The organism is Priestia sp. LL-8 (genome assembly GCF_036227845.1).
Taxonomy (GTDB): domain Bacteria; phylum Bacillota; class Bacilli; order Bacillales; family Bacillaceae_H; genus Priestia; species Priestia zanthoxyli.
Window position 1 is genome coordinate 4,395,113 of the sequence record NZ_JAZAQH010000001.1, and the last position, 12,071, is coordinate 4,407,183.

The window sequence follows — 12,071 nt, forward strand, 5'->3', positions numbered from 1 at the left end:
TCGACACCTCTTTATACGTTCTACTTATATAAACGCATTATGTCCACTTCTTTCCATGTCCATACTTTATTTTCTGACAATTAGCAAAGAAGGATGGCAACAAAGGAGTTTATTTAACTCTTTGTTAGCATGCGAAAGGTTACATAAAATCATACGGCGTAACGTTTTCCATCCCAATATTTGCATCTTTCATAAATGGAATTTCGGGATCTTCTATATCGTTATCTAAGCTTTCTCGAAGCAAGGGCTGTAGGTTCGTTTGTCGGACGCTGTCTTCATTTCGGCTGACTCCAAGCTGAAACGCTTCGTCTTCGCCGCATAAAATTAAAAATTGTTTACTTCGCGTAACGGCGGTATAAAGCAAATTGCGTCGCAGCATTCGGTAATAGCTTTTGACAATCGGAAGTACAACAATAGGAAATTCACTTCCCTGTGATTTATGGATGGAACAGCAGTATGCATGGGTTATTTGATTAAAGTCTTGCTTTGTGTAAGTTACTTCATTTCCTTCATATGAAATAACCAGCATATCCTGTTTTTCCGTATTTTCTTTGGCAAAGAAAACCGAGACGATTTCTCCCATGTCTCCGTTAAATACGTTGCTATCCGGCTGATTTACAAGCTGCAGCACTTTATCTCCGACTCGGTACGTAATATCTCCGTGCTTAAGCTCTCTTCTTTGCTCAGAAGCCGGGTTAAATAATTCCTGAAGAACTTCATTCAGTTTATCAATCCCTGCAGGACCTTTATACATAGGAGCTAAAACTTGAATATCTTTAGCCGTATAGCCTTTTTTTAACGCATTCCCGCAAACTTGTTGCACGACGTTTGTGATGTGCTGTCCTTGACAACGAATAAAGGAACGATCTCCTTGCTGCCTCGATAAGTCTTCCGGAAGCTTTCCTTTTTTTATTTCATGAGCCAAATCAATAATTGACGATCCTTCCGCTTGCCTGTATACATCCGTCAGGCGGACGGTAGGAACTACTTCTGAACTCAGTAAATCTTTTAACACCTGTCCCGGACCTACTGAAGGAAGCTGGTCTTCGTCTCCAACTAAAATAACCTGTAAATTAGCAGGAAGAGATTTAAACAGCTGATGAGCAAGCCACAAATCTACCATTGATACTTCATCCACAATCAGTAATTTTCCGTCAATTGGATTCTCCTCATTATGATCAAATCCTTCTTGTCCGTTCCATTTTAATAATCTGTGAATCGTAACCGCCGGAAGTCCCGTCGCTTCGCTCATTCGTTTAGCAGCTCGTCCAGTAGGTGCGACAAGTAAAACAGGAAAAGCTTCATCTTTTTTATAGTCCCCTGGATTTAACGAACATCCATGAAGTTCTGCATAGAGTTCGACTATTCCTTTAATAACTGTTGTTTTCCCTGTACCTGGTCCACCTGTTAAAAGAAGCATTGGAGACATTAAAGCGGTTTGTATACCCTTGCGCTGAGACGGTGCATATTGCACGTCTAATCGCTCTTCTAGCTCACCCAGAGCTAGTAAAAATTCTGATTCTGGAAACTGCTCTTCGTACTGCGTTTGAGCCATAATTGTTTGAATAGCTTTAACCAGTCCTTTTTCAGCATAAAAAAGGGGAGGAAAATAAATTTTTTCGTCTTGAATAATAAGCTTTTTGTCTGCTTTTAATGCGTCCACTTCTCTTGTAAGATCCATTTCAGACAGATTCTCATGCCTGCTTTTCCGAAGAAGCTCTGCTGTTTTTCCATACAGCTGATCTGCCGTGACGTATACATGTCCCATTTGATTGCATTCTTGCTCAATGACGTATAAAATACCCGCACGCAAACGATCAGGATGATTGGTTGCCATACCAAGTCTCTTTCCAAGTTCATCGGCCCGGCTAAAACCAATCCCTTGAATATCTTCTACGAGCTGATAAGGGTTATTTTGAACAATTTCAAGCGCTTCTTGTTTGTACGCTTGGAAAATCTTCATCGAAAGCTGCGGTCCAAACCCGAGGTCCGTCAGCTTTACCATTACTTCTTCTAACCCTTGATGTTCACGAAGCTGAGTGACTAAAGCTTCTGCCTTGTCGGCTGAAAGCCTCGGCACCTCTTTTAGCACAGACTCATTTTGTAAAATACGAAAGATAGCGCGTTCTCCTAGGGCGTCCACAATATTTTCAGCGGTTTTTTTACCGATTCCGTGAAATAAATCGCTAGATAGGTACTGAACAACCCCTTGCCTTGATTGCGGAAGTTCTTTTTTAAACTGTTCAACATGAAACTGCAGGCCGAACTTTGGATGCTCTTTGAAGTCCCCGTAAAACGTGTATACTTCATCTTCATTCAACTTAGGAAAATAGCCTGTAACAACCGTTTCTTTATCTTCAATCTCTAAATTTGTTTTTTTGATCCGTATCCGCGTAACGTTATATAAGTTTTCTTCGTTATGAAAGACCGTTACAATTGACGTGCCGCTTATATAATGACGTTCTGGCTGTGAAGGGTTCACTTGTTCTTCGTTCATGTTATCCTTCCTTTACCCGCTTTCTTAATGTTCTAATGTAGACAGAACTTGTTTGGCATTTGCTGCCATTACGTGATCTGGCTGCACGTTTAAAGCTTCATCTAACATTTCAATCGCCTTGTCTTTGTCATCTTTCATGGCATATGCTACGCCTAAATTATAAAAAGCATCGGCATGTTCTGGCTCTTGATTGACTACCTTAAGAAATTCAGCAATCGCTTCATCTACCATTTCCAGCTGTGCTAAACAAAGGCCGTACTGAAATTTTGCTTCTACATCATGTTCGTTTAGTTCGACTGCTCGCTGAAGATAAGGCATCGCAAAACGAATTTCTTCCATATGAAACAGCGTTAAACCAAGCATAAAGTACGCATCGGATGAATCTAAGCCTTTTTTGATTGCTAAATCAAAGTAGTGCTTTGCCTGCTCAAGCTGCTCTGCGTTAAAGTAAATGTTTCCTGCTCCGTAATAAGCTGTTGCCGTTTCTTCATCTAATTCAATCGCACGCTCATAAAATTTTAAAGCACGGTCCATTTCACTAACAGCCGCTAATAAATTACCAAAATTCACATACACAATCGGATCTTTTGGATTATCTTCAATTGCTTCTGAAAATGTTTTAGCTGCCTCTTCAAATTTCCCTTCCTGCATATACTGAATTCCTAGCTGATTTTTATCTGTCATTTTTTTGTTCACTCCACTGTTTTAATTATGATTTAAAAGATTTTCGCGTCATGAAAATCTAGAATATGTAAGTTGTTAGTTTACCCAATAATTAGAGTATATCATAGAAAAACCTCAGCTATATACAGCCGAGGTTTTTCGTTCTTGCTTATATGAATTATACGTACCAAATTTGCTCTTCTTCTTGAAATACTTTGTCAATAGTTGCTCCGCCAAGACATTCATCATCTTTGTAAAACACAACTGCTTGACCTGGCGTAATTGCGCGCACGGGTTCAGCAAAAATAACTTTAATTGTATCATCATCGACTTTTTCAACGGTTACTGCTGAATCGGTTTGACGATAGCGGAATTTTGCTGTGCACGTCATTGGTGACGACCAGTCACGGTCGCTGACCCAGCTGATATTTGTTGCTGTAAGAGATGTAGAATAAAGCAACTCATTGTGAAAGCCTTGATCGACGTATAAAACGTTTTTTTCTAAATCTTTTCCAACTACAAACCAAGGTTCGCCGCTGCCTCCGATGCCTAAACCATGGCGTTGACCAATCGTGTAGTACATAAGGCCGTCATGCTTGCCTTTCACTTCGCCGTCAAGCGTTTGCATCACACCTGGCTGAGCAGGAAGATACTGACTTAAAAATTCCTTGAAGTTACGTTCACCAATAAAGCAAATACCTGTGCTGTCTTTTTTCGTTGCTGTAGCAAGGCCTGCTTCTTTTGCAATTTCACGCACTTTTGATTTCTCAATTTCACCAATTGGGAACATTACTTTTGAAAGCTGATCTTGTCCTAATTGATTCAAGAAATACGTTTGATCTTTATTTCCATCTACGCCTCGAAGCATTTTATACTCCCCGTCGCGGTACGCAACGCGTGCATAATGTCCTGTCGCTAGATAGTCTGCTCCTAGCGTCATTGCATGCTCCAAAAAGGCTTTGAATTTAATTTCTTTATTACACATTACATCAGGATTCGGTGTACGACCTGCTTTATATTCATCTAAAAAGTAGGTAAATACTTTATCCCAATATTGTTTCTCAAAGTTGACTGCATAGTAGGGAATACCAATTTGATTACATACGCGAATAACATCGTTATAATCTTCAGTCGCAGTACAAACGCCGTTTTCATCCGTATCGTCCCAGTTTTTCATAAAGATTCCGATCACATCGTATCCTTGTTGTTTTAATAAAAGAGCTGCTACAGATGAATCAACGCCTCCGCTCATTCCGACTACTACACGTGTATCTTTAGGTGATTTTGTCAACTTCGCCACCTCCGTTTTCTTCATTTTAATTAAATTGTTCGCTAAAAAGCGAAAGAAACGACACAAACCATCAGTGAGGGATGAAGACCCTACTGATGGCTGCTATTTACATCGTTAGTCGCTTAACGATGTTTGCTGTTTGACGTGCGGTTTTTTCAATTTGCTCAGCAGAGTTCCCTAAGCCAAAGCTAAATCGAATAGAAGTTGTTAAACGTTCAGAACCTTTTCCAAACATAGCAACAAGCACATGAGAAGGATCGATTGCTCCCGCTGTGCAAGCTGAACCGCTCGATGCCGCAATTCCTGCTAAGTCTAAATTTACGAGCATCGATTCAACATTTGTTTTTGGAAATGATAAATTTAACACATGTGGCAGAGAATTTTCAAGATGTCCGTTAATTTCAAATGAAATACCTTCTTCTTTCAACACAGCTACCATTATTTCTTTGTATCTTCTATATTCATCTGCACGTGTTTGCAGCGTTTGTTGCGAAATTTTTACAGCTTCTTCAAACCCGACAATACTTGTCATGTTCTCAGTTCCAGCTCGTCGTTTGCGCTCTTGTTCTCCTCCAAATAGTAAAGGAGACAGTGAAACGTGAGCAGCTGCATATAAAAAGCCCATCCCTTTTGGTCCGTTAATTTTATGAGCCGAAACGGATAAAAGATCGACACCTAATTGTTGCACATTTAACGGAATTAATCCATAAGCTTGCACTGCATCCGTATGGAAATATGCTCCATGCTCTTTTAATAGAGCCCCAATTTCTCCAATTGGCTGAATAGCGCCTACTTCATTATTTCCAAACATCACCGAGACAAGAATTGTTTGATTCGTCAGGGCCGATTTTATTTCATCTACGGATACTTGTCCATACTCGTCAACCGGCAAATATGTCACTTCAAAACCTTGTGTTTCTAGATATTCACACGTATGAAGCACAGCGTGGTGTTCAATTTGCGTGGTAATAATATGATTTCCTTTATGGCGGTTTGCGAGAGCTACTCCGATCAGTGCCATATTATCTGCTTCTGTCCCACCACTTGTAAAAATCAGTTCATTTTCGTGTGCTCCAATACTTGCTGCAATCGTTTGGCGAGCTTCGTCTAAGTAACGTCGACTCTCCCGCCCGTAGTGATGAATACTAGACGGATTTCCGAAGTACTCATGCATAAAAGTCGTCATTTTTTCAACGACTGCCGGATGTATTGGAGACGTTGCTGCATGATCAACATAAATACGTTCCAAAATAAACGCCTCCTAGCTCATTATTAAATATAAAACATATAAGACGCTTGATCGTCATCAGAATGATTTGCTAAATCTTCAAGCGTTGTACTATCTAGAACTTCTTTAACCGCATCTCGAATACGAATCCACAGCTCGCGTTTTGCAGGCTCTTCATCTTCAATTCCTTCTACAGGACTAATAGGACCCTCTAAAACAGAAATAATATCACCAGAGGTAATGTTAGCAGGTTCATGTGCTAAGATGTAACCTCCATAAGCTCCGCGCACGCTTTTTACAAGCCCAGCGTTACGCAGCGGTGAAATAAGCTGCTCCAAATAATGTTCAGATAAATCGTGGGTTTGAGCAATAGTCTTAAGCGAGATAGGACCTTCGCCAAAGCGCTTTGCAAGCTCAATCATAATCGTTAAACCGTAGCGTCCTTTTGTTGAAATTTTCATACGATACACTCCTTCAATACACTTTTTTATTTATGAAAAAAATAAGACCCTCACGTTGTCACTGAATGCTGTGATGAGTCGTTTTTTACTAAGCTATATGAACTTCTCTATACACGTTTCTTGCAAATGTTACTGCTGATATTATAACATACTATGCCTATAAGATAAATTTCCACCACCTATTCACCTCTTGTGATACAGTGAAAGAAAAGAAAGGAGAAAAACATGGCTACAAAACCTCTCGCATTTCGAATGCGTCCGACTCATTTAGATGACGTTATCGGGCAGCAGCATTTAGTTGGCAAAGATAAAATGATTTATCGAATGGTAAAAGCAAATCACTTAAGCTCGATGATTTTATATGGACCTCCAGGCGTTGGAAAAACAACAATTGCCACAGCCATTGCAAAAACAACCAACACGGCGTTTCGTCAATTAAATGCCGTTGTAAACAATAAAAAAGATATGGAAATTGTCGCCGAAGAAGCCAAAATGTCAGGCAAAGTAATTCTGCTGTTAGATGAAGTTCATCGCCTTGACAAAGCCAAGCAAGACTTTTTGCTTCCTTATTTAGAAAACGGCATGATCATTCTAATCGGAGCGACAACAAGCAATCCTTATCACGCGATTAATCCTGCTATTCGAAGCAGGTGCCAAATCTTCGAATTAAAATCTCTTACGCCAGATGATATCAAAATGGCGCTAACAAGAGCACTCAACGACTCATCCAACGGCTTTGGAGATAGAAAAATTATCGTAGAAGATGACGCTATGAACCACTTTGCCAACAGCTGTAACGGTGACGTGCGCTCAGCTTTGAATGCTCTGGAACTGGCTGTTTTATCAACAGGTGAAAGCGATGGTAAAATCGTTATTACCTTACAAACGGCAGAAGAATGTCTGCAGCAAAAATATTTTTCACATGATAAAAATGGTGACGCTCATTATGATGTATTATCGGCTTTTCAAAAATCAATTCGCGGCAGCGACGTAAATGCGGCTCTTCATTATTTGGGACGGCTAATTGAAGCAGGAGACTTGATCAGCATCAATCGTCGCCTTTTAGTCATTGCCTATGAAGACATTGGACTAGCTGATCCGGATGCTGGCATGAGAACTCTAGCAGCTATTCAAGCAACCGAGCGATTAGGACTTCCAGAGGCTCGTATTCCGCTTGCAAACGCCGTCATTGAGCTTTGCCTATCACCGAAGTCCAACGCTGCCTACAAAGCATTAGATGAAGCAATAAGTGATATTAAAAAAGGGTTGTCCGGCGACGTTCCCGCTCATTTGAAGGATGCTCATTACAAAGGGGCAGAGAACCTTGGCCGAGGCGTTAAATATCAATACCCGCATGATTTTGATAACGGATGGGTCCTTCAACAGTATTTACCGGATCGCATCAAAAACAAACAATATTTTCATCCTAAACAAAATGGACAAGAAAAATACTTTTCAAAAGTTTTCAATCGTTTAGAAACATTAAAAAAAGAAAATGGCTGAAACTGATGCTCAGTTTCAAAGCCATTTTCTTTTTTGTCTTTATCTATTAAGCTGCACTTTTAATGTCTTTTCGTTTTTTCGTTTTTGTTGAACCTTTAAAGTAGCTGTCTAAAAGTTTAGCGACTAAACGAGCGACTATGTTAAACAACAGAACCATAATGATTAGAATAGCAGCTGACTTTGTTGCAATCAATCTTGCATCAGGTACGATTCCTTCAGAATTTAATTTCCAAATGTGGACGGCAAGCGTCTCTGCTGGTCGAAAAATATTAAACGGGTTTACAGGACTCGTTAAGTCAGCATTTGAATTTAACATCGGCGTCGTTAAGCCAGCCGTATAAATCAGCGCAGCTGCCTCTCCAAAAATTCGTCCCGCTGTTAAAATAACGCCTGTGATAATTTGTTGAATTGCTGATGGAATGACGACTTTGACAATTGTCTGCCATTTAGTCGCACCTAAACCTAAACTCGCTTCTTTTACACTCGCAGGAACAGATGCAATCGCACTTTCACATACGCGCGTTAAACCCGGTAAATTTAAAATTGTAATCACAAGTGCTCCGCCGATAAGCGTATAGCCCCAGCCTGAAAATGTAACGAAAATTAACAATCCAAATAAACCAACTACAATGGACGGTAACGACGCCATTGTTTCAATACACAAGCGGACGAAATTTAAGAAACGACCTTGCTTCGCGTACTCCGCTAAGTAAATTCCGGCTCCTAAACCAAGAGGAATAGAAATGATCAGCGTTAAAACAAGCATGTAGAACGAGTTAAACAGCTGGGGGCCGATACCGCCTCCTGCCATCGTATTGCTTGGCTTTCCAAATAAAAAGTTCGGATCCCAAAATCCCCAGCCTTTAGCGATAATTTCAACAACTAAATACACTAATAGCGCAACAACTAGAGCGGCAATACCATAAAAAATACCTGTCCATATATTATTTACTGTGCGTGCATTTTTGTTTCTCATTGATGAGCACCTCGTTTCCCAATTGCTCGGATAATTAAAATGAACACGAAAGAAATAAGCAGTAAAATCATGGCTAACGTCCACAATGCGTTATTCCATGCCGTTCCGTTTAACGTATTAGACATATCCATTGTTAAAATACCTGTTAATGTTGCGGTTGGGCTATATAAGCTTTCAGGAAGCTTAACCGTATTTCCGATAACCATTTGAACAGCTAGCGCTTCTCCGAATGCGCGAGCAAGCCCTAAGACGATACCTGTTAAAATACCTGTTTTAGCAGATGGAATAATAACTCGGCTAATTGCCTGCCATCTTGTTGAACCTAGTCCATAAGAAGCTTCTAAATATTCAGGTGCTACGCTTCGAATTGCATCGTCAGCAATACTTGCAATTGTCGGAAGAATCATGACGCTTAAGACAATAATTCCGGCAATCAAACTAAAGCCCACTCCGCCGAAGTTATCGCGAAGAAGCGGTACTAAAATGGTAACCCCTAAAAGACCGTATACCACTGAAGGAACTCCGACTAAAAGTTCTAAAACCGGTCGTAAAACCGTTGACCCAAATTTAGGCGAAATATAGTTGTTAAAAATGGCGATAGCAATTCCAATTGGAGCACTTATAATAACGGCTCCGATTGATACAAGCATGGAACCCAGAATAAACACAAGCGCCCCGTATTCTTTATTGTTTGGGCTCCATTTTGTTGAAGTCAACATTTCACCGATTGATATATTACTTTGTAAAAATGACTGTATGCCTTTTTCACAAATAAATACGATAATAGCTAACGTAACAAGTACAATTAAAATACCGCAAAATGTAGAAAGCGTACGGCCAATGTATTCGCTTTTTACATAATTAATGGATTTTTTCCCCTTCATCGCTCTGTCTCCTTACATATTCAGTATATATTCGCTTTTCTTTTTATTCGCTATATACTTTATTAACATTCAAATAGAATAAGACTGACTGTGTTAGTCAGCCCTATTCTTTTTAAAAACACTCTTATTTTTTGAATTCAGTCATTGGGATATAGCCCATATCTTCTACTTGCTTAGCAAAATCTTTACCAGCTACATAGTCAATGTACTCTTTTGCACCATCTTTTGGCTCACCGTTTGTAATCATGTACTCATAAGACCAGAACGGATATTTTTTAGAAACAATGTTTTCTGTTGTTGGCTCCACACCATCAATATTAAGCATTTTTAAACTTTCTTTTTTATCGCCAATTAAATACGACATAGCAAGGTAACTTACTGCTCCTGGCGTTGAATTTACTGATTGCTCAACCGCTCCGTTTGAATCTTGAGCTGTACCAACGCTGTCATTTACTTTTGCGTCACCCATTAATGTTTTCTCGAATGTAGCACGTGTACCAGATGATGCTGGACGGTTGATTACGTTAATTTTTTCGTCGTTTCCGCCAACTTCTTTCCAGTTTTTAATTTCGCCAGAGAAAATCTTTTGAATTTGCTCTTTTGTTAACGATTCTACTTTTACATCTTTATTTACAACAAGTGCGAACCCAATGCCCGCTACTTTCGTATCGACAAGTTTATCTGCTTTTGATTTATCTTCGATTTTATCGGCTGCTGGAACGTCAGAGTTTCCAATGTCAACTGCTCCTGATGCTACTTGGTTAACACCAGTTCCACTACCTCCACCTTGTACCGTTACTGAAAGGTTTGGATATTTTTCCGTAATTCCATTCGCTGCTTCTTCTGCAAGTGGTTGTAAAGCTGTAGATCCCGCCGCTGTTAACGTACCTGACACTTCTTCTTTGCTGCCCGAACCACTGTCGTTGCTTGCTCCGTCTTTACCACATGCTGCTAGTGCTCCTACCATTAAAAAAGCTGCTAATGTTACTTTAAAACCCTTTGTTTTCATTACATTACCCTCCAATAAATATATGTGTAATTAGTACTAGTCCTTTGTACTCGAACAACAGGTACAAGACACATTATACGAGTAGATTGTTGTCTTTATATGAAGTGAATTTTAAGTTACTGTAAACTTACTTATTTGGGGTTTATTTTTTCTTATTTCTATCAAAACCCTTGATATATAAGACTTTCTGAATATTACTGTAGAAGATACAAAAGAAAGAAAGCCAAAACGTAAATTTTATGTAAATAAATCGTTAAATAAATTTACATAAATCTCTTTTTTTAATACAGTGTAAATCCACCTTCAAGCCATATTTTTCAATTTATTAGTACTTTTTATACATATCAAACAGAAGATTCCATCCAAAGCATAAATAGAACAGATATTTCCATAAAAAAAAGAAGGCTGCGATAGCCTTCTTTTTATTGATCACCTACGCGGCGAATTTTAATATCACTTAATAATTCATTGATAACATGACCGCCCATAATTAATCCTGCTACAGATGGAACAAAAGCATTAGAAGATGGGGGCATTTTCGCTTTTCGAATTTGCGCTTGATCGTTTCCTACTTCTTTGCGAACTTCTTCGCGAATAACGATTGGACGCTCATCAGAAAAAACGACGTTAATTCCTTTGCGAATTCCTTCTTTACGCAGACGAGTACGAACCACTTTTGCAATCGGATCTGTATGTGTCTTTGAAATGTCTGCAATTTTAAAACGTGTTGGATCCATTTTATTCGCAGCACCCATACTTGAAATAATCGGAATATCACGTTTTAAACATTCTTTCATTAAATGAATTTTATACGAAATCGTATCGGATGCATCCACTACAAAGTCCGGTTTGTAACTAAAGAACTCTTCATACGTTTCTTCCGTATAAAACATTTGAAGAGAAACGACGTCACAGTCTGGGTTAATATCCAAAATACGCTTTTTCATTAATTCTGTCTTGGGCTGACCTACCGTAGAAAGCAGCGCGTGAATTTGACGATTTACGTTTGTAATATCAACATCGTCTTTATCTACAAGAATTAAACGCCCTACTCCTGACCGAGCCAAAGCCTCAGCAGAAAATGACCCTACTCCTCCTATCCCTAAAATAGCAACGGTGCTGCCTTTTAAAGTAGCTAGCCCTTCTTTTCCTATCGCCAGTTCATTACGCGAAAACTGATGCAACATGTTAAAACACTCCTCTATTAAATACACCAACGTGTATGATTAATTCAAATAAACAACGAAATTGACTATACCATATTTTTAGCAAAACGAACATGAGCATTCGTTATTTATCCATAAAAAAACTCTATGCAAATAACTACATAGAGGATTTCTTATATGTATGCTAGTCCCGATCGTGCCGTCTCGAGTGCCTTCGTTTTGAACCCGCTCTCGGCAGGTGGGTGCTCTGCTTTAACCATTGTAAGTCCCCGAGATGGGGCATGTACGCTCGTTAAAAACTCCGAGCTCCCAAGCAAAAAATTGTTCGGTCAAAACTGGATTAAGGACGAACACATCAGGACTATTTAGTTCTTGAAAGTATCTTATCACAGA

Annotated in this window: 10 protein-coding genes and 1 other RNA gene; 1 reads left to right on the forward strand and 10 read right to left on the reverse strand. The window is 39.4% G+C overall.

Translation table 11 applies throughout. The features are described from left to right. Window positions 1–139: 139 nt before the first annotated feature. The 5 genes from recD2 to cymR all read right to left on the reverse strand — a co-directional run bounded on the left by recD2 (window position 140) and on the right by cymR (window position 6,140). On the reverse strand, window positions 140–2,497 hold the full coding sequence (gene recD2 / locus U9R83_RS23020; protein WP_014458149.1) for an SF1B family DNA helicase RecD2: 2,358 nt from the start codon (window positions 2,495–2,497) through the stop codon (window positions 140–142). Window positions 2,498–2,521: 24 nt separating this feature from the next. Then, window positions 2,522–3,181 (reverse strand): tetratricopeptide repeat protein, encoded by a 660-nt coding sequence (locus U9R83_RS23025; RefSeq protein WP_013085089.1) that lies wholly within the window; start codon window positions 3,179–3,181, stop codon window positions 2,522–2,524. Between the two features lie 157 nt (window positions 3,182–3,338). After that, entirely contained in the window at window positions 3,339–4,451 is a 1,113-nt protein-coding gene (mnmA, locus tag U9R83_RS23030; RefSeq protein ID WP_014458148.1) for a tRNA 2-thiouridine(34) synthase MnmA, read from the reverse strand. 106 nt (window positions 4,452–4,557) lie between these two features. Continuing rightward, window positions 4,558–5,700 carry a cysteine desulfurase family protein gene (locus tag U9R83_RS23035; RefSeq protein WP_042991874.1) on the reverse strand — a complete coding sequence of 381 codons (1,143 nt, stop codon included), beginning with the start codon at window positions 5,698–5,700 and terminating at the stop codon, window positions 4,558–4,560. Between the two features lie 23 nt (window positions 5,701–5,723). Continuing rightward, a complete protein-coding gene (gene cymR / locus U9R83_RS23040; RefSeq protein WP_013059297.1) occupies window positions 5,724–6,140 on the reverse strand; it encodes a cysteine metabolism transcriptional regulator CymR in 417 nt (138 codons plus the stop codon). A 225-nt stretch (window positions 6,141–6,365) separates the two neighbouring features. On the opposite strand from cymR, the gene U9R83_RS23045 reads away from it, so the two are divergent. After that, window positions 6,366–7,643, forward strand: coding sequence for a replication-associated recombination protein A (locus U9R83_RS23045; protein ID WP_226554882.1), 1,278 nt, complete (start codon window positions 6,366–6,368; stop codon window positions 7,641–7,643). Between the two features lie 46 nt (window positions 7,644–7,689). On the opposite strand, the gene pstA is transcribed toward U9R83_RS23045, so the two are convergent. From pstA to ssrS, 5 genes are all read right to left on the reverse strand, one after another. Next, window positions 7,690–8,619 (reverse strand): phosphate ABC transporter permease PstA, encoded by a 930-nt coding sequence (gene pstA / locus U9R83_RS23050; RefSeq protein ID WP_328575426.1) that lies wholly within the window; start codon window positions 8,617–8,619, stop codon window positions 7,690–7,692. After that, on the reverse strand, window positions 8,616–9,503 hold the full coding sequence (gene pstC, locus U9R83_RS23055; protein ID WP_013059300.1) for a phosphate ABC transporter permease subunit PstC: 888 nt from the start codon (window positions 9,501–9,503) through the stop codon (window positions 8,616–8,618). Before pstC ends, pstA begins: the two co-directional genes overlap by 4 nt. A 124-nt stretch (window positions 9,504–9,627) precedes the next feature. After that, entirely contained in the window at window positions 9,628–10,512 is an 885-nt protein-coding gene (locus tag U9R83_RS23060; protein ID WP_013059301.1) for a phosphate ABC transporter substrate-binding protein PstS family protein, read from the reverse strand. Window positions 10,513–10,934: 422 nt separating this feature from the next. Beyond that, complete coding sequence (locus U9R83_RS23065) at window positions 10,935–11,699, reverse strand: tRNA threonylcarbamoyladenosine dehydratase (RefSeq protein ID WP_098626985.1); 765 nt, start codon at window positions 11,697–11,699, stop codon at window positions 10,935–10,937. 162 nt (window positions 11,700–11,861) lie between these two features. Continuing rightward, a non-coding RNA gene (ssrS, locus tag U9R83_RS23070) (6S RNA) lies at window positions 11,862–12,043 on the reverse strand. Window positions 12,044–12,071: the final 28 nt, after the last annotated feature.

Coding starts and splice junctions, on each gene's coding strand:
- recD2 (WP_014458149.1), bottom strand. CDS start 2,497: ATGAACGAAGAACAAGTGAACCCTTCACAGCCAGAACGTCATTATATA.
- U9R83_RS23025 (WP_013085089.1), bottom strand. CDS start 3,181: ATGACAGATAAAAATCAGCTAGGAATTCAGTATATGCAGGAAGGGAAA.
- cymR (WP_013059297.1), bottom strand. CDS start 6,140: ATGAAAATTTCAACAAAAGGACGCTACGGTTTAACGATTATGATTGAG.
- U9R83_RS23045 (WP_226554882.1), top strand. CDS start 6,366: ATGGCTACAAAACCTCTCGCATTTCGAATGCGTCCGACTCATTTAGAT.
- pstA (WP_328575426.1), bottom strand. CDS start 8,619: ATGAGAAACAAAAATGCACGCACAGTAAATAATATATGGACAGGTATT.
- pstC (WP_013059300.1), bottom strand. CDS start 9,503: ATGAAGGGGAAAAAATCCATTAATTATGTAAAAAGCGAATACATTGGC.
- U9R83_RS23060 (WP_013059301.1), bottom strand. CDS start 10,512: ATGAAAACAAAGGGTTTTAAAGTAACATTAGCAGCTTTTTTAATGGTA.
- U9R83_RS23065 (WP_098626985.1), bottom strand. CDS start 11,699: ATGTTGCATCAGTTTTCGCGTAATGAACTGGCGATAGGAAAAGAAGGG.